The 23,827-nt window shown below is 70.2% G+C and carries 19 protein-coding genes; 9 read left to right on the top strand and 10 right to left on the bottom strand.

Annotation, left to right across the window (positions count from 1 at the left end; genetic code table 11):
- Position 1: 1 nt before the first annotated feature.
- Genes DJ017_RS06060 through DJ017_RS06050 form a run of 3 tightly spaced genes read right to left on the bottom strand, consistent with a single transcriptional unit; the run spans position 2 to position 3,767 of the window.
- On the bottom strand, positions 2 to 1,099 hold the full coding sequence (locus tag DJ017_RS06060; protein ID WP_111527867.1) for an ABC transporter permease: 1,098 nt from the start codon (positions 1,097 to 1,099) through the stop codon (positions 2 to 4).
- Entirely contained in the window at positions 1,096 to 2,796 is a 1,701-nt protein-coding gene (locus DJ017_RS06055; RefSeq protein ID WP_111527866.1) for an ATP-binding cassette domain-containing protein, read from the bottom strand. The genes DJ017_RS06060 and DJ017_RS06055 overlap by 4 nt, the downstream gene beginning before the upstream one ends.
- Before the next feature lie 5 nt (positions 2,797 to 2,801).
- The gene (locus DJ017_RS06050; RefSeq protein ID WP_227000041.1) at positions 2,802 to 3,767 is read right to left on the bottom strand and encodes an HlyD family secretion protein; all 966 of its coding nucleotides are present in this window, start codon (positions 3,765 to 3,767) and stop codon (positions 2,802 to 2,804) included.
- Between the two features lie 294 nt (positions 3,768 to 4,061).
- On the opposite strand from DJ017_RS06050, the gene DJ017_RS06045 reads away from it, so the two are divergent.
- Positions 4,062 to 5,561 (top strand): efflux transporter outer membrane subunit, encoded by a 1,500-nt coding sequence (locus DJ017_RS06045; protein WP_111527864.1) that lies wholly within the window; start codon positions 4,062 to 4,064, stop codon positions 5,559 to 5,561.
- 210 nt (positions 5,562 to 5,771) lie between these two features.
- On the opposite strand, the gene DJ017_RS06040 is transcribed toward DJ017_RS06045, so the two are convergent.
- Genes DJ017_RS06040 through ppsA form a run of 4 tightly spaced genes read right to left on the bottom strand, consistent with a single transcriptional unit; the run spans position 5,772 to position 11,947 of the window.
- Positions 5,772 to 7,007 carry an MFS transporter gene (locus DJ017_RS06040; protein ID WP_111527863.1) on the bottom strand — a complete coding sequence of 412 codons (1,236 nt, stop codon included), beginning with the start codon at positions 7,005 to 7,007 and terminating at the stop codon, positions 5,772 to 5,774.
- 9 nt (positions 7,008 to 7,016) lie between these two features.
- Entirely contained in the window at positions 7,017 to 8,297 is a 1,281-nt protein-coding gene (locus DJ017_RS06035) for an ATP-grasp domain-containing protein (protein ID WP_111527862.1), read from the bottom strand.
- The gene (locus DJ017_RS06030) at positions 8,294 to 9,505 is read right to left on the bottom strand and encodes an acetate/propionate family kinase (protein ID WP_111527861.1); all 1,212 of its coding nucleotides are present in this window, start codon (positions 9,503 to 9,505) and stop codon (positions 8,294 to 8,296) included. The genes DJ017_RS06035 and DJ017_RS06030 overlap by 4 nt, the downstream gene beginning before the upstream one ends.
- A gap of 21 nt (positions 9,506 to 9,526) precedes the next feature.
- The gene (gene ppsA / locus DJ017_RS06025) at positions 9,527 to 11,947 is read right to left on the bottom strand and encodes a phosphoenolpyruvate synthase (RefSeq protein WP_111527860.1); all 2,421 of its coding nucleotides are present in this window, start codon (positions 11,945 to 11,947) and stop codon (positions 9,527 to 9,529) included.
- A 289-nt stretch (positions 11,948 to 12,236) separates the two neighbouring features.
- Between ppsA and DJ017_RS06020 the strand changes: the two genes are divergently transcribed.
- From DJ017_RS06020 to DJ017_RS05985, 8 genes are all read left to right on the top strand, one after another.
- Positions 12,237 to 13,628, top strand: coding sequence for a L,D-transpeptidase family protein (locus tag DJ017_RS06020; protein ID WP_111527859.1), 1,392 nt, complete (start codon positions 12,237 to 12,239; stop codon positions 13,626 to 13,628).
- 116 nt (positions 13,629 to 13,744) lie between these two features.
- Entirely contained in the window at positions 13,745 to 14,227 is a 483-nt protein-coding gene (locus DJ017_RS06015) for a hypothetical protein (protein ID WP_111527858.1), read from the top strand.
- An 18-nt stretch (positions 14,228 to 14,245) separates the two neighbouring features.
- Complete coding sequence (locus DJ017_RS06010) at positions 14,246 to 14,530, top strand: DUF2933 domain-containing protein (RefSeq protein ID WP_227000040.1); 285 nt, start codon at positions 14,246 to 14,248, stop codon at positions 14,528 to 14,530.
- Between the two features lie 10 nt (positions 14,531 to 14,540).
- A complete protein-coding gene (locus DJ017_RS06005; RefSeq protein WP_111527856.1) occupies positions 14,541 to 15,209 on the top strand; it encodes a methyltransferase family protein in 669 nt (222 codons plus the stop codon).
- 33 nt (positions 15,210 to 15,242) lie between these two features.
- A complete protein-coding gene (locus DJ017_RS06000; protein WP_111527855.1) occupies positions 15,243 to 17,615 on the top strand; it encodes a heavy metal translocating P-type ATPase in 2,373 nt (790 codons plus the stop codon).
- Positions 17,616 to 17,682: 67 nt separating this feature from the next.
- The gene (locus tag DJ017_RS05995) at positions 17,683 to 17,982 is read left to right on the top strand and encodes a hypothetical protein (protein WP_111527854.1); all 300 of its coding nucleotides are present in this window, start codon (positions 17,683 to 17,685) and stop codon (positions 17,980 to 17,982) included.
- Between the two features lie 50 nt (positions 17,983 to 18,032).
- A complete protein-coding gene (locus tag DJ017_RS05990) occupies positions 18,033 to 19,226 on the top strand; it encodes a methionine adenosyltransferase (RefSeq protein WP_111527853.1) in 1,194 nt (397 codons plus the stop codon).
- A gap of 153 nt (positions 19,227 to 19,379) precedes the next feature.
- Positions 19,380 to 20,054 (top strand): RNA polymerase sigma factor, encoded by a 675-nt coding sequence (locus tag DJ017_RS05985; protein WP_111527852.1) that lies wholly within the window; start codon positions 19,380 to 19,382, stop codon positions 20,052 to 20,054.
- A gap of 11 nt (positions 20,055 to 20,065) precedes the next feature.
- Here the strand turns inward: DJ017_RS05985 and DJ017_RS05980 are convergent, their stop codons facing one another.
- The 3 genes from DJ017_RS05980 to DJ017_RS05970 are packed head-to-tail and all read right to left on the bottom strand — an operon-like array spanning position 20,066 to position 23,822.
- Positions 20,066 to 20,947, bottom strand: a complete 882-nt coding sequence (locus DJ017_RS05980; RefSeq protein WP_111527851.1) for a ribose-phosphate pyrophosphokinase — start codon at positions 20,945 to 20,947, stop codon at positions 20,066 to 20,068.
- Entirely contained in the window at positions 20,944 to 22,467 is a 1,524-nt protein-coding gene (locus DJ017_RS05975) for a thymidine phosphorylase family protein (RefSeq protein ID WP_111527850.1), read from the bottom strand. Before DJ017_RS05975 ends, DJ017_RS05980 begins: the two co-directional genes overlap by 4 nt.
- Positions 22,464 to 23,822 carry an MBL fold metallo-hydrolase RNA specificity domain-containing protein gene (locus DJ017_RS05970; protein ID WP_111527849.1) on the bottom strand — a complete coding sequence of 453 codons (1,359 nt, stop codon included), beginning with the start codon at positions 23,820 to 23,822 and terminating at the stop codon, positions 22,464 to 22,466. The genes DJ017_RS05975 and DJ017_RS05970 overlap by 4 nt, the downstream gene beginning before the upstream one ends.
- Positions 23,823 to 23,827: the final 5 nt, after the last annotated feature.

The following is a 23,827-nucleotide window of genomic DNA, read 5'->3' as shown; positions in this document are numbered from 1 at the left end:
GTCAGGCGATCCGCTTCTTGAGGAGGAAGGTGGCGAGGACCAGGACGACGGCCGTGTAGACGACCAGGACGGCGACGTTGGGCCACAGCTCAGCCAGCCCGGCCCCGCGCATGACGATCCCGCGGGAGATGTTCACGAAGTACATGGTCGGAATCCGCGCCGAATAGCCCTGGAAGAACTTCGGCATGGTGAAGATGGGATAGATGAATCCCGAGAACAGGAACGAGGGCATCAGCGTCAGGACGAGGGTCACCAGCATGGCGGCGACTTGCGTGCGCACCAGGGTCGACACAAGCAGTCCGATCGAGACCGTGGTGAGGACGTAGATCGCGCCCAACCCGACGAGCAGCGCGAGGCTGCCGTGCATGGGAACCTTGAACAGGAGGAAGCCTCCGGCCAGCACGATCGCCAGCTGCAGGAAGGCGATGGCGGCGTAGGGCAGCAGCTTGCCGACCACGAACTCGCTCTTGCTGAGCGGCGAGGCATAGATCTGGGCGATGGTGCCCAGCTCCTTCTCGCGCGTGACGGCCAGCGCCGTCAGCAGCGGCGGGAAGGCCATCAGGATCACCGCGAACAGACCCGGCACGATGAAGTCGCGGCTCCTGAGCTGCGGGTTGTACCAGACCCGCACCTCCGGCTGGATCGGCAGACGCAGCGAGCCGGCGGGGAAGGCGTAGATGATCGCCCGCCCGTAGGCGGAGACGATGGCGGCCGTCGAGGCATAGGTGCCGTCGACCACGAACTCGACGGGAGCGGGTTCGCCCTGCGCCAGCCGACGGGCGAAGCCCGGCGGGATCGACAGCACCGCGCGCGCCTGGCCCTTCATCAGCATGTGTTCCGCCATCCGCTCGTCCTCGGGCGCGCCGGCCAGCCGGAAATAAGTCGTGTTGAGGAACTGGTCCGCCAGCGCGCGGCTCGCGGCGCTCTTGTCGTGGTCGACGACGACCAGCGGCGAATCCTTCACGTCGAACGACAGCGCCACCCCGAACAGGAACAGCATCACCAGCGGCATGAAGAGGGAGATCCAGACGGTGATCGGATCGCGGACGATCTCGAGCACCTCCTTGCGGGCGAAAGCCAGGATGCGCGAAAGCCTCATGCCGCCCTCGCCGCCTTGCGTTCGCGCTCGATGAACCCCAGGAAGACGTCCTCGACCCGGGCCACCTCGAGGCCCAGCTCCGTCTTCAGCGCCGAGAGGGTCCCCAGGGCGATCATCCGCCCGTCCATCATCAAGCCCAGGCGGTCGCAGTAGGTCGCCTCCTCAAGGTAGTGCGTCGAGACGATCACGGCCACGCCTTCGGCGGCCAGCAGCGAGATCAGCCGCCAGAAGCGGAACCGCGAGAGGGGATCGACGCCGGAGGTGGGTTCGTCGAGGAACAGCACCTTCGGCCGGTGGACGATCGCGCAGGCGAGCGCCAGGCGCTGGCGCACCGCGCTGGAGAGGTTGCGCACCAGGCTGTCGTCGCCGGGCGGGAAGCCCGCCCGCGTGCAGGCCCAGGCGATGCGGGCCTTCAGGTCGCGGCGCGGCACGCCGTAGGATCGGGCGAAGAAGCCCAGGTTCTCCCTCGAGGTCAGGTCGGTGAACAGCGAGACCTTCTGCGAGACATAGCCGATGCTCGTCCGGACCTGCTCGCTCTGGCGCGCCACGTCGAAGCCGGCGACCCGGGCCTCGCCCTCCGAGGGGGCCAGCAGGCCGCACAGCATGCGGATCAGCGTGGTCTTGCCAGCGCCATTCGGGCCGAGCAGGCCCAAGATCTCGCCGCTCCTGACCTCGATCGTCGCGTCGCTCACCGCGACGAAGTCGCCGAATCGCCGGGTCACGTGGTCGGCGGCCACCCGAACCTCGGCGTCCGGGCGCCGGTCCGGCGCCGCCTGCAGCGCTTCGGCCGGCGCGCCCTGCGACGAGACGACGGTGAACACGTCCTCCATGGTGGGCTCCACGGCCTTGAGCTCGCGGCAGTGCAGGCCGAGGTCCGGCGGCGCGTCCGCCTGGCTGAGCTGGACGCGGACCTCCTCGCCGGATCGTCGCTGGAAGCTGAGCACATGGGGAATCTTGAGCAGCGCCGCTTCGGCGGCGGCCGGATCGGCCGTGCGCACGGCGTACACGCGCCCGCGGGCGGCCTCGCGAAGCTCGCTCGGCGATCCGATCGCCAGCGGCCGTCCGTCCCGGAGCAGCAGCACCCGGTCGCTGGCGTCCGCTTCATCCATGTAGGAGGTGGCGAAGACGATGGAGCGACCCTCGGCCTTGGCGGCGTCCAAGATGCGCCACAGCTCGCGGCGCGACAGCGGGTCGACGCCCAGGCTCGGCTCGTCGAGGATCAGCAGCGGCGGCTCGTGGATGAGGTTGGCGCAGAGCGCCAGCTTCTTGCGCATGCCGCCGGAGAGCGCGCCCTCGCGCCGGTCCTGGAACCGCTCCAGTCCGGCCATCGCCAGGAGCTCGGCCTTGCGGGCCGCGAACGCAGCCTTGGGCACGTCGCGGATCGCCGCGGCGAAGGCGATGTTCTCGGCCACGGTCAGCCGGTCGTAGAGCGAGAACCCCTGCGACATGTAGCCGATCTGAGCCTGCACGCGAGCGGCGTGCTTGCGCACGTCCTCGCCGAGCACCCGGCAGCTGCCGAGGCTGGGCCGCAGAATCGCCGCCAACATCTCCAGCAGCGTGCTCTTGCCGGCGCCGTCGGGACCGACGACCCCGAAGACCTCGCCCTGCCGGACCTGAAGGCTGACGTCCTGCAGGACCGTGCGGCCGCCGAAGCGGCGGCCAAGCCCGTCCGCCTCGACGACGAAGGAAGCGGTCATAGCGGCTACTCCGGCGCCTTCAGGCGCACGGGCCATCCGGCCTTCGCGTCCCACAGCACCCAGGCGTCCGCGGGCATGCCGGGCTTGAGCAGGCCCTCGGGATTGGCGGCCTCGACGGTCACGCCGTAGACTGTGCGGCTGCGCTCGTCGGCCATGTGCACATCGCGCGGGGTGAACTGCGCCTGGGCGTCGATCCTGGCGACCCGCGCCGGAAAGTCTCGCCCGGGGAAGGCGTCGACGCGCAACCGGACCGGCGCGCCCAGACGGATGCGACCCAGGTCGCGCTCGCTGACGAACACCTTAAGCTTCACCCGCGAGAGGTTGGCCAGGACCGCCACCGCCTGGCCGGGCGCCATCACCTCGCCAGGCTCGACCAGCCGCTGCAGCACGGCGCCCGAGATCGGCGCGGCGACCCGGGTCTTGTCGATCTGCGAACGCGCCAGCGCCAGACTGCTCGCGGCGGCCTCGGCCTGGGCGGCCGCCTCAGCTTGCTGCGCCTCAAGGGTGCGCACCTGGTCCAGGGCGGCCTGGTTGGCGTTTCGCTGGACGTCCACTTCCTGCGCCGAGACGGCGCCGTCGCGCACCAGCGTCTCATATCGCTGCAGGTTGGTGCGGGCGGTCTGCGCGTGGTGCCTGGCGACCTCGAGCTGCGGCGCGATCTGGGCGACCGCCCGGAGGGCCGCCGCGCGCTGCGCCTCCGCCCGGTTGGCCTGAATCGCATAGTCGCCCGGATCGAGCCGCGCGACCAGTTGACCGGCGCTCAGGGTCTGGCCTTCGACGGCCGCGTTCTCCAGCACACGCCCTGGAATCTCGACGCCGAGGCGCACCTCGTCGGCCTCGATGCGGCCGCTGGCGTAGATCACCTGCTCCGCCTGAGGCTGTGGCTTCAGCTTCCAATAGAGCGCGGCCGACCCGGCGACGATGACGATCAATCCCAACGCCACCGCGTAGGTCGCTTGTCTGGCCCGCACCGCCACGGCTGTCTCCTGATCTGCCCGTCAAATCACAGCCGGCAACGCCCTGGGCAACCCGACCGCAGATCCATAGACGCACCGCGCGACTCGTCCTTACGGCCCCGGCGCGCATGCTCGCCGTGTAAGGTTTCCCGCCGACGCACGTCTTCGTCCCCACTGCGGAGGGCGGTTGAGTCGAATCAGCTCGAGGTCGAGAGCTTGACCGTTCGCCGCTCTGGAGCTTGTGGAGACCGGGACGTGAAGCAGCGGGTAGCGGCATGGGCGCGGCGGTCTGGGCGGCTTGGCCCTTGGGTGGGCGCCAGCGCCCGGGGAGCCGGGCTCGGCGTCCTCGCGGCGCTCGCCTTGAGCGGTTGCACGACCGTCGGACCTGACTTCCAACGCCCAAAGCCGAGCCTGCCCTCCGGCTGGTCGGCGGCGGTCAGTCCCGCGGCGCCGAGCCGCGCCATCGGGAAACCGCTTCGCGACGCCGATTGGTGGACGACCTTTGGGGATCCCACCCTGACATCGCTGATCGGGCGGGCGGCGGCGGCGAACCTGGACCTGCGGGCCGCCGCCCTGCGCATCTCTGCGGCGCGGGCGCAGCGCGCGGTCGTGGGCGCGTCGGCATGGCCCGCGGTCAACGCCAGCGGCGCGTGGGAGGGCCAGCGCCTGAGCGAGAACACCCCCACCGGCCGGCTCTTCAGCCTCCTCGGCGATATCCCTGGCCTCTCCAATCTCCCTGGCACGGCGATGTCCAATCCTTATGGCCTGTACCAGATGGGCTTCGACGCCGCATGGGAGCCCGATCTCTTCGGTCGGGTGCGCCGAAGCGCCGAGGCGGCCGAGGCCGAAACGGCCGGGGCGGTCGAAGACCGGCGCGGCCTCGAGGTCGCCCTGTCCGGCGAGGTTGCGAGGACCTACCTCGACCTGCGGGGCGCCCAGCTCAAGCGCGGGGTCGCCACCGAGAGCCTGGCCGCCGCGCGGGATCTTCTGCGCATCGCGCGCGAACGGCGCAGCCTGGGGCTTTCGACCGAGATCGACATCTCCCGCGCCGCCGCCCAGGCGAGCCTGATCGAGGCGCAGCTGCCGCTGATCGACCGTCAGATCACCGCCGACATCAATGCGCTCAGCCTACTGATCGACCGCGAGCCGGGCGCGCTCAGGTCCGAGCTCGAGGGTGTCAGGCCGGTCCCAGCGGCGCCGCCGGAAATCGCGGTCGGCCTGCCCGCCGAGCTTGTCTGCCGACGGCCCGACGTCCGCAGCGCTGAACAGCGCCTCCACGCCGCGGTCGCCCGCCAGGGTGTTGCGGTCGCCGACCAGTACCCCCGCCTGACCCTGACGGCGTCCGGAGGCTACCAGGCGCAGGACGTCGGCAACCTGCTCAACTGGGCGAGCCGGTTCGGTGTGGTCGGACCGCAGGTTCAATTGCCGATCTTTGACGCCGGCCGGCGGCGCGCCCGCGTCCGGGTCGAGGCTTATCGCGCCCAGGAAGCCGCCGTCGGATATGCCCGGGTCGTGCTCGGCGCCTTGCATGAGGCGGACGGCGCGCTCACGGCCTTTGGCGACGAACAGGCGCGCCAGGCCGCCCTGCAACAGGCGGTGAGCCAGGACCGGACCGCCGTCCGGCTGACACGCCTTCGCTACCAGAACGGCGTGGACAGCATCCTGGGTGTGCTCGACGCCGAGCGGACCTTGCATCAGGACGAGCTGCTACTGGCTGACAGCACGGTGGCCGTCCCCATCCGCCTCGTGGCGCTCTATAAGGCGCTCGGTGGCGGATGGAGCGGCGCCTCAGGCGCCTGCGGCGCCTGAGGCGCCGCCCTCTCGCAGCCCTGTGATCGCATATCCGAACCGTTCGTCCGCAAAGGCCGCCCGCCCTTCGCCTGCGGCGCGGCGACAATCCCGTGAGATATGCGAAGGTTGCAGCGCCAAGGCCCGACCTCACTGCGCCTTCGCGCGAGGTGAGGACGGTCACCGGACGCGGACCCAGGTGTCGTGAGATTGGGGGAAGACGGTCACCGGCTACCCCAGCGCATTCGCAGGCTCGGCGGTCGTGAGCCGCGCGTGCACGGCCGCGGCCAGCACGGCCGCCGCCAGGGGCGCGGCCGCGCCACTCCAGAGGGCCGCTCCCGTGGGTCCGAAGACATCGAACGCGATGCCGGCGAAAGCCGACCCCACGGCCTGGCCAAGGCCCGCCGCAGCGGTCTGGCGTCCCAGCTGGGCTCCCTGCGCGGGTCCGGCTTCACGGGAGACCCAGTAGGCCAGCACCGGCGCCAGCACGCCGCCGCTCGCCGCAAAGAGACCGACCGCCAGCGCGTAAACGGCGAACGAGGGCGCCCAGCCAGCCAACGCCATGGCGCCCGCGATGGCGGCGAAGGCGGGCGCAAGGACCGCCGCGGTCCTCGCGGGCTTCACCCAGCGGGAGAAGACCGCCGCCTGTGCGGCGAACATCACCACGCTGCAGCCGGTGAACAGCCTCCCCGTCTGCACGGCGGAGAGGCCGAGGGCCCGGCCGCCCCGGATGGCGATGGCCACCTCGAAGACACCGATGGCCAGGGAGACCACAAAGGTCAGGACGAGCAGCGGCCGCAGCGCCCTTCCCTTGGCGCGGGGCGCCGGCCGGGCGCTCGGCGCCGGCCGGCCCCGAGGCGTCCACGCCCACAGCATCAGCACGACGGGCACGGCCAGCACCGCGGTCGCCAGGAATGGGGTGACCAGTACGCCGGGCGTGATGTCACGCAGCAGCAGCCGGTCGGCGGCCGAGCCGGCGACCGGTCCCAGGATGAAGCCGGCCACCAGCGCCATGTTGAGCCAGGCCAGGCGGCTCGCCCGCCAGTGGTCGTCCGGCGCAAGGTCGGCCACGAGCGCCGAGGACACCGGCATCACCGCCGCGGCCCAGACGCCGCTCAGGAACTGTTCGCTATAGACCGCCGTCAGGCCTGGCGGACTGGCGAACACCGCCAAGGTGATCGCGAACCCGGCCATCCCGAGGACCAGCACCGCCCGCCGTCCGGTGCGGTCCGAAAGCGCGCCCCAGGCCGGCGCGGCGGCGCCGAGGGCCAGCGTGAACACGGCGCCCAGGAGACCAGCGTGCAGCGGAACCCTGGCGGCTCCGCTTGGCGACACCGCGGCGATGAGCGACGGCAACAGCGGCATGTTCAAGCCGAAGCTCGCTGAGATCACGAAGGTGGCGGCGATCAGCGCCACCACGACCCGCGACCGTAGGCCGGCCGTGGTCGCCCGAGGTGCTGCACCCATGCGCGGAGCCTAGACGACGAACAGCGGGGCGAACCCGCCGCCCGGGGTGCGGAAGTTGGTCGCCTGCCCCTGGTAAAGACGCGCGGCGGATAGCAGGACGTCGCCATCGTAGGTGTAGAGCCGGACGTCCAGCTTCCGCGTCTCCGGCCGTCCGTCGATGGCGATCTGGCGTTCGCTCGGCGGCGAATAGGCCTGGGCGACATAGTCGGCGGCGAGGATCTCGGCCCACACGCGGGTGGTCAGCTTCTCGCCGCGATAGACGCCCTTGCTGGCGTGACCGCGCGTGGGCTTGAAGAACCACCGCTTGCGCTCCCGCCAGAGCTCATCGGCATTGTCCGGCGTCACGCGGATCGTGCGCGGCACGGCCTTCAGCGCGTGTAGCGCCGGGTCGCTCACGCCCCATGCGGCGAGCGTCGTGAGGTCCGAGAACAGGATGAGGTCGCGCTTGTCGGCATAGAGCGCATGCAGATGCGGGTTGGGGGTGACCACCACGGCGCCGTCCAGGTAGGCGCTCCGCAGCGCCGCGTGGCGCGGCTCCTCGAAGGCGAAATCGACCAGGCGATTGTAGACGAGATCGATCGGTGCGCCGGCGGCGGACAGCACCCCGTCGCGGTGGGCCAGATCGGTGGGGTCGAGGACCAGCACCTCGACGGCGCCGACCGCCAGCATCCGCTGGGCGATCAGGAATTCGGGATAGAGGTGCTGCTCGCCGGGCGAGTCGTCGACGATCGCGATGCGCCCGAGCGGTCCGGTGCGGCCCTGGAGGGACCATTCGCGCGCGAACATCTCGCGCGCCGCCGTGGCGAACGCCCCGGCCTCGCCCGGCGCCAGGCCGATGCCGGCGTCGCCGCAGCAGACGCGCTGCGCCTGTCCGGCGAGCGCGTTCAGGAAGGCGCCGCCCGCGTTGGTGTTCACCTCGATCAGCCGGGGTCCCTCGGCCGTCAGATGGAAGTCGTAGCCCATGAAGGCCCCGCGCGGGCCGAGGTCGCGCCGGGCGATCTCCGGCGCCCAGGCGAGCGCAGCGCGCTGGTAGGATGGGTTGCGGACCACTTCCTCGATCGCCGCGACGACGGCCCGGAGTTCCACGACCTCGCCGGCCGACAGGAAGACCGGCGTGTGGGAGAACAGATGCGGTCGCGCCTCCAGTATCGGGGCGGCGAGATCACCGAGCGTCTCGCGGAGCGCAGCGGAGAGCGCGGCTTCATCGAGCGTGCGGCAGAAGCAGCCCGCGTTGAGCCGCCCGGCCATCGTGGAGGCCTCGGACGAGTTGTCTTCGCAGCCACAGCTCATGCGAGCCTCTCAGCAAAAGGTTGGCCGGCGGATTCCACGAGGGCGATCGCCTGGCGCGTGTGGAGGGCGATCATCTGTTCCTCGTCCGTCGGAAGGACCCAGACTGCGACGCCGCTCCCCGGGGTGCTGATCTGGGTGTCTCCACGTCTATTGGCCGCGGAGTCGAGTTGCACGCCAAGCCACGCCAGACGCTCGCAGATCGCAGCGCGGACTTCCGGACAATTCTCGCCAATGCCCGCGGTGAAGATGACCCCATCCAGGCCGCCGAGGGTTCCGGCCAACGCCGCCGCCTCCCGCGCCACCCGGAACACGAAGAGCTCGACGGCGTCCCGCGCCGGCGCCGCGTCGCTCTGGAGCAGCACCCGCATGTCGCCGCTCAGGCCGGAGACGCCCAACAGACCGGAATGCTCGTAAAGCAGGTCGCTGAGCCGCGCCCCGTCCAGGCCTAGCGTCTGCTGCAGATAGAGGATCACGCCCGGATCGATGGATCCGCAGCGCGTCGCCATCAACAGGCCATCGAGCGGGGTCGCGCCCATGGTGGTGTCGACGCTGCGCCCGTCCAGCAAGGCGCAGAGGCTCGCGCCCGAGCCGAGATGGGCGGCGACCACCCGCCCGCGGGCGACGGAAGGGTCCAATTGGCGCAGGCGGCCCGCGAGGTACTCGTAGGACAGGCCATGGAAGCCGAACCGGCGGAGTCCGTGCGCCTCATAGGACCGCGGCAGGCCGAGCCGGTCCACCACCGGATCGTGTCCATGATGGAACGCCGTGTCGAAGGCGAGCGCCTGAGGCAGGTTCGGACGGGCCTTGCCGATCTTGGCGGCCAGGTCGAGCGCCGGAAGCTGGTGGAGCGGCGCCAGCGGCGCGAGGGCCCGCAAGGCGCGGCCGATCTCCGGCGTCAGGATCACCGGCTCTCGGAAATGCGGACCGCCATGGACGACGCGGTGGCCCACCGCCCGCGCCGGCGTCTCAAGCTTGCCCTCGAGCCAGGTCAGCACGTCGACGACCGCGTCGCCGCGCCGCCCGCTCCGCACAGGGGGCGGCGCCGGCAGCGATCGGCCCTCGGCGTCCCAAACCCGGATCTCGGAGTCGGCGGATCCGTGGCGCAGGCGCGCGCGAAGGATGGGCTGCGCCTCAGGGCCGTCCACATCGAAGGCGCCGAGCTTGGTCGTCGAGGAGCCCGTGTTCACGGCGAGAAAGTATTGGGTCATGGCCGTCCCCGCCCGCTTGGTTCAGGCGGTCGCCAATGTCCGGTCGGGGCTGCGGTGCATCGACGTCTCGGCCGCCGCGACAGCCGTCTTAACGGCCATGAAGCTGTCCGGGTTGACCGAGATGGAGTCGATGCTGAGCTGCACCAGAAACTGTGCGAACTCCGGGTGGTTGCTCGGCGCTTCCCCGCAGAGCCCCACCTTGGCGCCCGCCCCGTGCGCCGAAAGGATCACGTGCTGGATCATCCATTGCACCGCCGCGTCCTGCTCGTCGAACAGTGGGGCCAGCTCGGCGGAGTCGCGATCGACGCCGAGGGTCAGCTGGGTGAGGTCGTTGCTGCCGATCGAGAAGCCGTCGAACAGCTCGGCGAACTGGCTCGCCAGGATCACGTTGGAGGGGATCTCGCACATGACGTAGACTTGGAGGCCGTCCTCTCCGCGAACCAGGCCGTTCTCGGCCATCACCTCCAGCACCCGGCGCCCTTCGCCGATGGTCCGGCAGAAGGGGATCATGACGATGACGTTGCGCAAACCGATGGCCTCGCGCAGACGGTGGATCGCGCGGCACTCCAGAGCGAAGCCTTCGCGGTAGCGCGGCGAGTAGTAGCGGGAGGCTCCCCGGAACCCGAGCATGGGGTTCTCTTCCTTGGATTCAAAACCCGCGCCGCCAATGAGGTTGGCGTACTCGTTGGTCTTGAAGTCGCTCATCCGGATGATCACCGGCTTCGGATGGAAGGCGACGGCGATCCGCGAGAGGCCGCGCGAGAGCCGGTCCACGAAATATTCGGTTCGATCGGCATAGCCGGCCGTCAGTCCGTCGATCGCGGCCCGCGCCGCCGGATCCTCGACCGCGTCGTAGTGGACGAGCGCCATGGGATGGACCTTCACGTGGTTGCTCACCACGAACTCCATGCGCGCCAGGCCCACGCCGTCGGCCGGCAAGCGCCACCAGCGGAACGCCGCGGCGGGGTTGGCGAGGTTGAGCATGACCTGGGTCGTGGTCGCCGGGATCGCGCTGGCGTCGAGCTCCTGCGCCTCGAAATCCGCGCGGCCCTCGTAGACGAAACCCTCGTCGCCTTCGGCGCAGGAGACGGTGATCTCCTGCCCTGCCTTGAGCACCCGGGTGGCCGTCTCCGCACCCACGATGGCGGGCAGTCCGAGCTCGCGGCTGACAATGGCGGCGTGGGACGTGCGGCCGCCGTGGTCCGTCACGATCGCCGCGGCCCGCTTCATGATCGGCACCCAGTCGGGATCCGTGGCGGTGGTCACCAGGATCGCCCCGTCCACGAACCGGTCGATGTCCCGGGGGCTGTCGATCCGGCAGACCTGGCCGGCCACGATGGCGTCGCCGATGGCCAGGCCCTTCGCCAGCAGGGCGCCCTTGGAGGTGATCCTGAAGCTGTGCAGGGCGCCGGCGCCGATGCGCGACTGGACGGTCTCCGGGCGCGCCTGGACAATGAAGATCTCGCCGCTCTCACCGTCCTTCGCCCACTCCATGTCCATCGGGCGGCCGTAGTGGGTCTCGATCGCGACGGCCCAGCGCGCCAGCGTCAGCACCTCGTCGTCGTTCAGCACGAAGCCGGACTGCTCGGCGGGCGTGGTGGGGACATTCCGCGTCGGGCGCTCACCGCCTTCGGCATAGATCATCTTCTGCGCCTTGCCGCCGAGGCGCTTCTCCAGGATCGGGACGATCCCCGGCTTGTCCAAGAGGGGCTTGAAGACCTGGTATTCGTCGGGGTCGACGGCGCCCTGCACGACGTTCTCGCCCAGGCCCCAGGCGCCGTTGATCAGCACGACCTTGTCGAATCCGGTCTCGGTGTCGATCGAGAACATGACGCCCGCGCCGGCCAGGTCCGAGCGGACCATCTGCTGGACGCCGATCGACAGCGCGACCTTCAGATGATCGAAGCCCTTGGTCTGGCGGTAGCTGATGGCCCGGTCGGTGAAGAGGGACGCGTAGCAGCGGCGGCAAGCCTCCAGCAGCGCGGCCTCGCCACGGATATTGAGGTAGCTCTCCTGTTGGCCGGCGAAGCTGGCGTCCGGGAGGTCCTCGGCCGTGGCGCTCGAGCGCACCGCGACGTCGGCGTCGGGCCTGCCGATGCGCTCGCAGAGCTCGCGGTAGGCGGCGCGGATGGCCTCGGCGTTCGCCTCGGGCCACGGCGCGGCCAGGATGGCCGAACGGAGCCGCGTCCCGGTGTCGGCGAGGGACGCCTTGCCGGCCGTCCAGTCACCGATGGCGGCCGCGATGACGGGACGCAGGCCGCTCCCGTCGAGGAAACGCCAGTAGGCCTCGGCGGTGGTCGCAAAACCGGGCGGCACGCGCACGCCGCGGTCGCCGAGATTGCGGACCATCTCCCCCAGCGAGGCGTTCTTCCCGCCCACCTGGGCGACCGACGCGCGATCGACCCTCTCGAATGGCAGGATCAGAGCGGCGGGCTGGGTCATGGCGTCAACTCGACAAGCAGGACGGTGGCCGGGGCGACGGCGAGGCCGCCGCGGGCCCTCAGGATGATTCAACTGACGCGGCCGCTCGGCGATCCTTACGCGGACAGAGTGGCGGCGGCGGTAATGTCGACCGGGCCGCCGCGTCTTGTGGTGTCAGGCGCTGTCCGCCCAGCTCAAGCGCCCCGATCGGAGAACGTCGTCAGCCATCGCCCCGCGACCGGGAGTTCTGCGAACGAGGTGCGATGCCACACGATCCGGTGAAGACTGGGCGTCAGCGTGGAGGCCGCCCGTGGCGCGCTTGATCCTTATCCTCGCCGCGGGCCTGCTGCTCGTTCTCGGTGGGGCCCGTGCCAACGCACAGCCCGCGAGCCCCCTCTCGGCCGCCGACCGGTCGCTCCTGCTCGCGACCCTCAGGGCCGCGCCCGAGCACGGGCTGCCGGCGAGCGAAGCCCGGCTGAAGGCCATCGAGCGCGACTTGGCCGCCGCCGATCCGGCGCAACGTGTCCAGGCCGAGGCCGAACTTCGCGTCGCCGTCATCGCTTACGCCCGCGCCCAGCGCGGCCTGCGGGTGCCGACCTCCCGCTTCCTGAACAACTGGGCCATCCGTCCGCCGCCCTATGACGCCGAAGCGGAACTCGCCAAGGCGCTGGCCACCTCGACCCTGGCGGCCTGGCTGGCCGGCCTGCCGCCGCAGGAGCCGCGGTATGCGGCGCTCGTGAGGGCATACGCCCGCTATCGCGCGATCGGGGTCGCCGGCGGCTGGCCTGCTCTGCCCAGCAAGACCGCCAAGCCGGGCGCCGTCGGCCCGGAGGTCGCGGCCTTGCGCCGGCGGCTGGCAGTGGAGGACGGAACCGTGGTGGTCCAGGGCGAGCGGTACGACGCCACCCTCTCGGCAGCCGTGTCCCGCGCCCAGGCGCGCTACGGCCTCAATGTCGACGGCGTGGCCGGGCCCAGCACGCTCGCGGCGCTCAACGTGCCGGTCGCCGCGCGGCTCGCGCAGATCCGCGCGAACCTCGAGCGCTGGCGCTGGGCGCCGCGGACGCTGCCCGGCGACCGCGTCGAGCTCAACATCGCCGGCGCCTGGTTCGACGAGTACGAGGGCGGCGACCGCGTACTCAGCATGCGCGCCGTCGTCGGCCGGCCGCAGGACCAGACCCCCAGCTTCATGGACCACATCCACGCGGTGGTGTTCTATCCCCCCTGGAACGTGCCGGCCCGAATCGCGCAGAACGAGCTCTGGCCCAAGGAGCGGCGCCAACCCGGATACCTGGCCAGCCAGGGCATCCGCGTCCTGCCCGGCGGTCGCCTGCAGCAGGCGCCAGGCCCCAAGAACTCGCTCGGCCTCATGAAGTTCGAGCTGGACGACCCCTATGCGGTCTATTTCCACGACACGCCGGCGCGCAGCCTATTCGCCCGGGAATATCGGTTCCTAAGCCATGGCTGCATGCGGCTGGAACGGCCCTACGATCTCGCCCGGCGCCTGCTGCGCAACGATCCCGACTGGACCGGCGGCAAGATCGACGCGGCGCTGAAGGCCGGGTTCACCCAGCGCGCGCCCATGACGCGGGTGATGGCCTACGTCTTCTATTGGACGGCGTTCGTCGACGACGACGGACAGATGCAGTTCCGCCCCGACGCCTACCGGTGGGACCAGGCGCTGCTTGGGATGCTCGGCGACTGACGCATCGGCGGCGCTGCAGCGCGCGGTGTAATGGTCCGCCGGACCTTGCGTCTAACCCATCACGACTTCGGCCGCCGGGACTCTTCCCCGCGTCGGCCGCAGCATGGGAGATGGACATGCAACTGGCGCGCGCCGGCTCCAGCCGCACCTTTGCCGCGATCGCGGTGCTGACGATCGCGCTCGCCGCTTGTGCGCCGCGGGCGGTCAAGGGCCAGTCGCAGGTCGTCGACGGGTTGAAGTTCGACTACGGCCTGGTGGCCGAACCGGCCGCCGGCGCCCCGCCCGCGAGCCATCCCGACGCATCGATGCATGGCGGCCCGCCCGCTCAGCCGAACAGCTACCACGTGGTCTTGAGCGTGGCCGACGCCAAGACCGGCCAGAAGATCGACGCTTCGAACGTGGCCATGGGCCTTTCCGGCCCCGGGCACCCCGGAACGAACATCGCGCCCATGGAAGCCATGATGGTGAACGGCCAGGCGAGCTACGGCCATTACGTCGTGCTGCCGGAACCGGGTTCCTACGAGTTCGAATTCCGCGTCACGCCGTCCGGCAAGCATCAGCCGGTGAAAGCCCGCTTCATTCTGGACCGGCCTGCCTAGTCCAAAGGAACAAAGACCGTGCCCGACCAACCCAACTCAAGACGCCTCCTGCGCGGTCTCATGATCGCCGCGCTCGGCGCGGCCATGGCCTATCTCTTCTTCGGGGAACACCGGGTGCATCTCCTGGGCTATTTGCCGTTCCTCTTCCTGCTCGCCTGCCCGCTTCTGCACATGACCATGCATGGCGGCCACGGCGCCCATGGCGGTCACGGCGGCTCTGGCGGTCACGGCCCTGGCGACAAGGCCGGCCCGTCCCAGACGGACGCGCCCCCGACGCAACCCACCCATCAGCACCAGTCCTGAGGAGCTTCCCATGCAGGAGCCACAAGCCTACGGCCTCTGGTCGCTCGTCATCCTGAACTCGGTGGTGTTCATCTTCTTCGCGTTCACCTTCTTCAAGCCAAAGACGGGCCGGGACTGGCGCTCCTTCGGCGCGTTCAGCGCCTTCCTCATCGCGCTCTTCACCGAGATGTACGGCTTCCCGCTGACCATTTACGTGCTCTCGGGCTGGCTGCAGAGCCGCTATCCGAACGTGAACTGGTTCAGCCACGACGCCGGGCATCTGCTGGAGATGATGTTCGGTTGGAAAGCGAACCCACACTTCGGCCCGTTCCACATCATCAGCGCGCTGTTCATCGGCGGCGGCTTCTGGCTGATCTCAGCCGGCTGGAGCGTGCTCTACCGCGCTCAGCGGGAGGGCAAGCTGGCCACCACCGGCCTCTACAGCAGGATCCGCCACCCGCAGTACGACGGCTTCATCCTGGTGATGTTCGGCTTCCTCTTGGAGTGGCCGACGATCCTCACCGTCGCGATGTTCCCGTTCCTGGTGTTCATGTACTGGCGCCTCGCGATGAACGAGGAAAAGGAGGCCCTGGCGACCTTCGGCGAGCAGTACGCCGCCTACAAGCGTGCGACGCCGGCCTTCTTCCCGCGGCTCGGGCGTCGGGACCGATCGTCGGGCCCGGCCCTCGGACGTTCCTGACGTCGTCCCGCCCCTCCAGCCCGACCGAGTTCCATGCGCACCATCACCGTCGATGTGTCGGGTTTCCGGACCCCGCTCGATCCGCTCGTCATCGAGAAGCACCTGCGCGCCCTCAAAGGGGTCCGCAGCGCCACCGCCAACTTCGCCTCCGCCTCGGCCAGCATCGACTATGACGAGGCGGCGGTCAGCGCCGGGGAACTGGAGCAGGCGGTGCGCGACTGCGGCTTCCACTGCCGCGGCGAACTGGTCCCGCAGCACGTCTGCGCGACAACGGGCGGGGCGGTCTCGCACCCGGCGCCGGCCCACGCGCACCGGCACGCGGCCACGCCCGGCGCGGCCGGCGGCCACGCCGATCACGACGACATGGCCGACATGGCCGACATGGGTCACGGCGCGGGCATGGACATGGCCGCCATGGCCCGCGACATGCGCAACCGGTTCCTCGTCGCGCTGGTCTTCACGATCCCGATCTTCTTCCTGGCCCCGATGGGCATGGAGGCGCTGCGGGTGGCGCCGCCGTTCGGGTGGCCGCTGAAGCCGACGCTGTTCGTCCTGGCGAGCGCGGCCATCCTCTACCCCGGCTGGACGTTCTTCGTCGCCGCGGTGCGCGCCCTGCGCAAGCGCGTCTTCAACATGGCCGTGCTGGTCCTCCTGAGCGTCGGCACCGGCTATCTGTTCAGCGTCGGGGCGACCTTCTTCTTCGAGGGGGAGCAGTTCTACGAGGCCTCGGCCCTGCTGTTGGTCTTCATCCTGCTGGGCCACTGGCTGGAGATGCGCGCCCGCGCCGGCGCCTCCGAGGCGATCCGCCGGCTGATGGACCTCGCGCCGCCCACCGCCAAGGTCCTGCGCGACGGCATGGAACGCGAGGTGCCCACGTCGGAAGTTGTGGTCGGCGACGTGGTCATGGTGCGGCCGGGCGGCAAAATCCCCGTGGACGGCGCGATCGAAGACGGATCGTCCGAGATCGACGAGTCGATGCTGACCGGAGAATCGCTCCCCGTCTCGAAGGGGGTCGGCGACACCGTGATCGGGGGCTCCATCAACAAGACCGGCGCCTTCCGTTATCGCGCCACCAAGGTCGGCGCCGACACGGCCCTGGCCCAGATCGTCAAGCTGGTGCAGGAGGCCCAGAACTCCAAGGCGCCGGCGCAGCTGCTCGCCGACCGCGCCTCGCAATGGCTGGTGCTGACGGCCATTGTTGTTGGGCTCGCGACCTTCGTCGTCTGGTTCTGGGTGATCGGCCAGACGCTGCTCTTCGCCCTAACCCTCACCATCACGGTCTTCGTCATCGCCTGTCCGGATGCGCTGGGTCTGGCCACGCCCATGGCGATCATGGTCGGCACCGGCCTGGGCGCGGCAAACGGCATCCTGATCAAGGACGCCGCCGCCCTCGAGGAGGCCGTGAAGCTCGACGTGGTGGTGTTCGACAAGACGGGCACCCTGACGACGGGGGAGCCCAAGGTCGTGCAGCTCACGCCGGCGGCCGGGATCGACGAGGCCGACCTCCTCTCGACCGCGGCGGCCCTGGAACAGGGTTCCGAGCACCACATCGCCAAAGCTGTCCTCGCCCGCGCCGAAGGGCTGCCGGTCAAGACCGCGCGCAATTTCGAGTCTTTCGGCGGCAAGGGCCTCAAGGGCGAGGTCGACGGCCGCCAGGTCCTGTCCGGCAACCAGATGCTGCTGGCCGACAACGGCGTCGAGCTGGGCGAGCTGGCGGCGGAGTCCGAGCGCCTCCAGGGAGCCGGCCGCACCGTCGTGCACATCGTCCGGGACGGGCGGGTCATCGGCATCATCGCCGTGGCCGATGCGCCGCGGCCCACGGCGAAAGCCACAATCCAGCGGCTGCAGGATCTCGGCGTGAAGGTCGCGATGATCACCGGCGACAACAAGGGCACGGCCAGTCGGGTCGCCGCCGAGCTCGGCATCGACATCGTGCTGGCCGAAGTGCTGCCGGGCGAGAAGGCCGCCAAGGTCAAGGAACTGCAGGCCCAGAAGCACCGGGTAGGATTCGTCGGGGACGGCGTCAACGACGCCCCCGCCCTGACCCAGGCGGACGTCGGCTTCGCCATCGGCGCCGGCACCGACGTCGCCATCGAGAGCGCCGACGTGGTGCTGATGCGCAGCGATCCGGCCGACGTGGTCAAGGCGATCGAGCTCTCGCGGGCCACCCTGCGCAAGATGCACCAGAATCTCTGGTGGGCGGTGGGTTACAACGTCATCGCCTTCCCGCTGGCCGCGGGCGCGCTCTATCCGATCACCCTGAGCCCCGAGGTCGCCGCCCTGGCGATGTCCGGCAGCTCGGCCCTGGTGGCGGTCAACGCCCTCCTGCTGAAGCGCACCCGGCTCGGCGCGAAGACGGGCGGCGCGGGGCGACCCCAGCCGGGCGCGCGCCTAGCCCCGCCGTAAGGTTTGGCGGCGGCGCGCGTCCTTCCGTGCGGCCGCTCAGAACGGTCGAGCCATCGGAGGAGACACCATGTCGACCACCCTCGATCAGTCCCGCCAGACCGGCGCCGCGCATCGCGGCGGCGTGGCGATCGTCCCGCTGGGACTTTCGCTATCCATCTTCCTGGCCGTGACCTTCCTGCTCTGCGCGCTCGGCGGGTTCCTGCCAGGCCTGGAGAACCTCCACTTCCTCGGGGCGCTCTATCCGAGCCTGGACTGGACGAGCCCGGCGCTGATCGTCGCCGGCGCGGCCTGGGCGTTCGCTTGCGGCTGGTACGTCGCCGTGTTCTGCGGCCTGCTCTACAACACCTTCGCCGGACAGCGCGGCTAAGGCGGCGGCCGCTCCGGCCGTACCGACGCCACCTGTCATCTGCCCCCGTCATGCGAGACTTCGTCCTGACACCGCTCGCGTCGAGCGCGAGCGTCGTCGAGGTGGTCGAGCGCAAGGGCGCGGGCCATCCTGACACCATCTGCGACGCGCTCGCCGAGCAGCTCTCGCGCGACCTCTGCCGCGCCTATCGCGAACGGTTCGGGACCATCCTCCACCACAACGTCGACAAGGCCCTGCTGAGCGCCGGACGCTCAGCCCCGGCGTTCGGCGGCGGGCGCGTCGAGCGCCCGCTCGAGATCTATCTCGCCGGCCGCGCCACAACGACGGCCGGCGGCAAGGACGTCCCGGTCGCGGACATCGCCATCGAGGGCGCGCGGCGGTGGCTGGGGGAGCATCTCCATGCCCTGGATGTGGATCGACACGCGCGCATCCACCCGGTGATCCATCCCGGCTCGGCGGATCTGCAGGGCCTCTTCAACCGCGGAGCCGCCGATGTGCCGCGCGCCAACGACACCTCGATCGGCGTCGGCTACGCCCCCCTGAGCCCGCTCGAGCAGCTGGTCCTCGCCGTGGACGCGGCCATCGCCGCGCGGGCGCATGCCAATGGCAGGCCCGCCTGGGGCGAAGACACCAAGGTCATGGGGGTCCGGATCGGGGCGCACGTGCGCCTGACCATCTCCTGCGCCCTGATCGGACGCCATCTCGCCGACCTCGACGCCTATCTCGCCGAGACGGCCGCCATCGAGCGTCTCGCGGTCGAGACCGCCGGCGCCTTCCCCTTCGAGTCCTGCGAGGTGACCGTCAACGCCGGCGACAGGCCCGAGGCCGGCGAGGTCTACCTCACGGTGACCGGGACGTCGGCCGAGGCGGGCGACGACGGCCAGGTGGGCCGCGGCAATCGCATCAATGGCCTCATCACCCCGGGGCGGCCGATGAGCCTCGAGGCGGCGGCCGGCAAGAACCCCGTCAGCCACGTCGGCAAGATCTACAACGTGGCGGCGCGCGACATCGCCCGTCGGATCGTGGAGACGATCCCGGGCGCCGCCCGAGCCGAATGTCTTCTCGTGAGTCAGATCGGCGCGCCGATCACCGAGCCGGCCGTCGTCGAGGTGCGGATCGACCATCCCGCGCGCGATATTCGGGTCGAAGTTCACGACGCCGCCCGGGCGATCGCCGCCGAAACGCTGGGCGGCCTAGGCGCCCGCGTGGAGGCCTTCGTGTCCGGCGAGGTCGGCCTCTACTAGGTCGCCCGGGTCGAGGCCAACCTTCCAACGATGTGAAGCTGACCTTCGCGACCTTCCCATGATTGGAATACTTGGTAGGTACTTATACCGTGTACGCGAGTTCTTTTTCACTGCTTAAGGCAATTGATCTAGCGCAAGGCTTGCTCGGCGAGCATGGGGCACTTTGCGGCCATCCTGAAGGGACGACCGCCGATGTCACTTGTAGCGACCGCCTGTACCGCCGCCGTTCCGGCAGATGATCGGGGCGTTCACCTCGTCTCAGGCGTCGCGCGGCCGGAAGAGGTGCTGCGCCTCGTGGAAATGCGTCTGCGGGCGGGCCGGCCGGGCCATCTGCGCTTCCTGCGGAGCCGCCTGCGCTCGCGGGAGGACGCCGAAGATGTGCTGCAGGAATTTGCGCTGAAAGCCATCCAGGGGGCGGGTCGGCTCACCGACCTCAGCAAGGTCGAGGCCTGGCTCGCCATCACGCTGCGCAACGCCCTCTTCGATCGCTATCGCCGCAACGCCGGTCGCGCCCGGCTGCAGGAGAGCGTGCGAGCTGAGCCGATCTGTGCGCCTGAGGAACCGGAGGCGCTCGACCGGCCGCTGGACTGCCTGAGCCGCGCCATCGACGGCCTGAAGCCCGAGACGGCCGCATTGCTGCGCCGCGCCGAGCTGCAGGAAACGCCCCTTAAGGCGATCGCCGCCGACCTGGCGATCACCGCCAACAATGCGGGCGTGCGCGTGCACCGTGCCCGCGAGGCGCTCCGCCAGGCGATGAAGGCCCGGTGCGCGGCTTGCGCCACGCCCTGCCCGCTGGCGGCGCGCTTCATCGATGGCATGGCGGCCTGAATCGGCCCGGGTCAGGTCCGCACGGCGTCCGCCAGCAAGCCGGCGAGCGGAATGCCGTTGCTCGGATGGGTGACCGCGTCGGTGGAAACGATGCGCTCGGCGACACCCGACAATTCGGCGTAAGCGTCATCGGCGAAGAGCGCATGGACGACCACGCAGACGGGCGGTCGAAAGCCCTGGGCGGCGAGCCCGCGGGCGGCCTCGATCAAGGTCCGCCCTGAAGAGGCGATGTCGTCGATCAGCACCGGCTGGCGCCCAGCCCACTGGCTCAGGTCAGGAGTCGCGATCTCGACGTTCCGATCGCCCCGGCGCGCCTTGCGGAGCACCACATAGGGGGCCTCTGAGCGGCCGGCGACGTCCGCCACCCACTGCTCGCTCTCGAGGTCCGGCCCGATGACCAGCGGCTGCGCGACGTTGGCGGCGATCCAGTCGGCGAGCAGGGGCGCAGCATGCAGGGCCACGGCCGGTACGGCGTAGATCTCGGCGAGCGCCTTGTGGCGATGCAGATGCGGATCCACCGTGATCACGCGATCGACCTCACGCGACAGCAGGTCGGCGAAGTAGGTCGAGGTCACCGCCTCGCCGGAATGGAACTGCTTGTCCTGGCGCATGTAGGCCAGATAGGGCGCGACCAGGGTGATGCGCGACGCGCCGAGCTCGCGCAGCGTGCGCGCGGCGAACACCAGGCGCAGGAACTGGTCGTCCGGCCTCGCCAGGGAGCAGACGAGAGCCACGTCGCGTCCCGCAACGACGGAGACGATCCGCACATAGGACTCCCCGTCCGGGAACCGCCGCGTTTCGAGGACGCCCGTCTCGGCGCCCAGCCGGTCCGCGAGGTCGCGGCCTTGCCGTTCCGACCCCGGTAAGGCGAAGACGAACGGGCCCGCGGTCACGCCTGGATCTCCACCAGATCGGGGTGCGCGCTGGCGTAGTCGAGCGCGTAGGCGAGCTCCCCGTCGGATTCCGCGTGGAGGGTGAGCAGCGGCTGTCCGGCGCCGATCTCATCGCCCAGACGCACCTCGAGTGTCAGGCCGGCGGCCTTGCGCTCCGGCGCGCCCGCGAGCTTCGCCAGGGTGGCGATCTGGCGATTGTTGATGTGAACCACGCGACCGGAGCGGCGCGCAAGGATCGGCGACTGGAGCCCCGCCGTGGGCGGCGTCCTCATCCCCCCCTGAGCGTCGCAGATCGCCTTGAACTTCGCCCAGGCCCGGCCGTCGGCAAGGACCGCCTCGGCGAGGACCGCGCCCTCCCCCGCCTTTGCGACGCCGGCGAGCTCGAGCGCGGCGCCCGCCAGGAGACAGGCTCGCGCGCTCAGGTCCTGGGGCGCCTCGGGGGCGTTCTGCAGCACCGCGAGGACATCGAAGGCTTCCAGCGCCGGCCCGACGCCACGACCGACCGGCTGGCTGCCGTCGGTGAGCACGCATCGGGTCTTCACGCCGAAGTGCGTGGCGACGTGCGAGAGGCGTTCGGCCAGTTCCTCGCCCGCCTCCGCGGACCGCACCTTGGCCGTTGGTCCGACCGGAAGATCGAGCACCACGTGGTTGGACCCCGCAGCGATCTTCTTGGAGAGCACGGAAGCGACCAGCTGGCCTTCGGTATCGACGTCCAGCACGCGCTCGACGCGGATGAAGATATCGTCGGCTGGGCTGAGGTTCACCGTGCCGCCCCAGACGATGCAGCCGCCTTCGGCGTCGACTACGTGGCGCATGGCCGCAAGATCGAGCTCGACCGGCGCCAGGGTCTCCATGGTGTCGGCGGTGCCGGCCGGCGAGGTGATGGCGCGCGAGGAGGTTTTCGGGCAGACCAGCCCGCAGGCGGTCAGGATCGCGACCACGATAGGCGTGGTCCGGTTGCCCGGCAGACCGCCGACGCAATGCTTGTCGACGACCATGTCGGCCTTCCAGCTCAGGCGATCCCCGACGTCGACCATGGCCTTGGTGAGAGAGATGGTTTCGCTTTCATCGAGCTGTAGAGCCGACGAGGCGGTCAGGAACGCGGCGAGGTGCACGTCGGTGTATCGCCCCGCCGCGACGTCGCGGACGATCGCGCCGATGGCGGGGTCGTCCAGGCGCGAACCGTAGATCCGCCGCCGGACGCTCGACATCGATTCCAGCGCCGGCGCGTGGCGGACCTGGATCGGCGCGCCCGGGGCCACGCCGAGCAGGCGCCACGCCTCCTCGGAAAGCGCGGCCTCGTCCAGCTCGAGGAGGTCGCCATCCAGCTGATAGAGGGTGGCGTAGACCTCGCGACCGCCGGCCATGAGCTGGACCTGGGAGCGGGCGGACAGCCCTTCCGCCCGGCACACATGGCAGTCGCGCCGCATCAGGACGATCGACTCGTGCTGTGCGAAGAGGCCCAGCCGCCGGGCGCGCAGCTGGTGCGCGCCTCTGGGGGAATGCGGATCGAGGCTCACAGCGTATGCGGCTCCATCATTTGCGGGACGACGCAATCCCAGCCGAGCTTGTCCTCGATCTTCAGGCGCAGCGCGTCCGAGGCGTTGGGCTCCCCGTGGATGATGAAGGTCTTCTTGGGCGGCCGCCGGAAGCCGGACAGCCAGCGCAGGATCTCGTCGGCGTCGGCGTGGGCCGACAGCATTTGCAGATTCTGGACCTCGGCGTTGATCGGGATCCACTGGCCGTGGATCTTGACCTCCTTGGCGCCCTCGACCATCGCTCGGCCGCGGGTGCCGGCGGCCTGGAAACCGGAGAACAGGATGGTGTTCCGGTGGTCCGGGCCATAGGCCTTGATGTGGTGCAGCACCCGGCCGCCCGTGGCCATGCCGCTGGCGGCGAGGATGACCTTCGGCATCCGGTCGGCCGTCACGGCCTTGGACTGCTCGACATCCCGGACGTAGGTGGCGATGTCGCACGATGCTGAACAGACATCCGGCGGCAGGCGATGGTCTTCGAGGTGCTTGCACAGCAGGTCCGTGGCATTGATCGCCATCGGGCTGTCCAGATAGATGGGGACGAGCCCCAGCCGTCCGGCCTGCTTCAGCTTCCAGAGGTGGTAGAGCAGCGACTGGGCCCGTCCGACCGCGAAGGTGGGGATGATCACCGTACCGCCGCGCTGGGTGGTCCGCTCGATGATGTCGCCAAGCGCCTCGTCCGGATCGCGCGTCTCGTGCTTGCGATCGCCGTAGGTGGATTCCACCAGAAGATAGTCCGCCTCCTCGACCGGTTCGGGATCGACCATCGTGGCGTCGCCGTAGCGGCCGAGGTCGCCGGAGAAGACCACCTTCGTCCCCTTCCAGTCGACCTGGACTGTGGCGGCGCCCAGGATGTGGCCCGCGCGGCGCAGCGTCACCCGGGCTCCGCCGGCGACCCGGGTCTCCTCGTGGAACGCGACGTCCGAGAAGAGCTCCATCGTCCGCTCTGCGTCGTGGACGCCGTAAAGCGGCAGCGCCGGCTTGTGCTTGCTGTAGCCGTGCCGGTTGGCGTCCTCGGCGTCCTTCTCCTGGATGTGGGCGCTGTCCTTCAAGATCAGCTCGGCGACATCGCTGGTGGCCGAGCTGGCGTGGATACGCCCGCGGTAGCCGTCCTTCACCAATCTCGGCAGATAGCCGGAGTGGTCCAGGTGCGCGTGGGTCAGCACGACCGCATCGATGGAGGCCGCCGGGATCGGCAGCGGCTGCCAGTTCTGCTCGCGCAGGCGCTTCAGGCCCTGGAACAGGCCGCAGTCGACCAGCAGCCGCTGTCCGTCCGCCTCCAGCAGATGTTTCGAACCGGTGACGGTGCCGGCGCCGCCGAGGCTGGTGAGTGTGATCACTTGGG

The sequence above is a fragment of the Phenylobacterium soli genome (genome assembly GCF_003254475.1).
In the GTDB taxonomy this organism is placed as follows: Bacteria; Pseudomonadota; Alphaproteobacteria; order Caulobacterales; family Caulobacteraceae; genus Phenylobacterium; species Phenylobacterium soli.
This window is presented reverse-complemented; position numbering and strand designations above follow the sequence as displayed.

What these genes read in the sequence shown, in the direction of transcription:
- DJ017_RS06060 (WP_111527867.1), bottom strand. Translation starts at nt 1,099, where the DNA reads ATGAGGCTTTCGCGCATCCTGGCTTTCGCCCGCAAGGAGGTGCTCGAG.
- DJ017_RS06015 (WP_111527858.1), top strand. Translation starts at nt 13,745, where the DNA reads ATGCAACTGGCGCGCGCCGGCTCCAGCCGCACCTTTGCCGCGATCGCG.
- DJ017_RS05995 (WP_111527854.1), top strand. Translation starts at nt 17,683, where the DNA reads ATGTCGACCACCCTCGATCAGTCCCGCCAGACCGGCGCCGCGCATCGC.
- DJ017_RS06030 (WP_111527861.1), bottom strand. Translation starts at nt 9,505, where the DNA reads ATGACCCAATACTTTCTCGCCGTGAACACGGGCTCCTCGACGACCAAG.
- DJ017_RS06000 (WP_111527855.1), top strand. Translation starts at nt 15,243, where the DNA reads ATGCGCACCATCACCGTCGATGTGTCGGGTTTCCGGACCCCGCTCGAT.
- DJ017_RS05990 (WP_111527853.1), top strand. Translation starts at nt 18,033, where the DNA reads ATGCGAGACTTCGTCCTGACACCGCTCGCGTCGAGCGCGAGCGTCGTC.
- DJ017_RS06035 (WP_111527862.1), bottom strand. Translation starts at nt 8,297, where the DNA reads ATGAGCTGTGGCTGCGAAGACAACTCGTCCGAGGCCTCCACGATGGCC.
- DJ017_RS06040 (WP_111527863.1), bottom strand. Translation starts at nt 7,007, where the DNA reads ATGGGTGCAGCACCTCGGGCGACCACGGCCGGCCTACGGTCGCGGGTC.
- DJ017_RS06005 (WP_111527856.1), top strand. Translation starts at nt 14,541, where the DNA reads ATGCAGGAGCCACAAGCCTACGGCCTCTGGTCGCTCGTCATCCTGAAC.
- DJ017_RS06055 (WP_111527866.1), bottom strand. Translation starts at nt 2,796, where the DNA reads ATGACCGCTTCCTTCGTCGTCGAGGCGGACGGGCTTGGCCGCCGCTTC.
- DJ017_RS05985 (WP_111527852.1), top strand. Translation starts at nt 19,380, where the DNA reads ATGGGGCACTTTGCGGCCATCCTGAAGGGACGACCGCCGATGTCACTT.
- ppsA (WP_111527860.1), bottom strand. Translation starts at nt 11,947, where the DNA reads ATGACCCAGCCCGCCGCTCTGATCCTGCCATTCGAGAGGGTCGATCGC.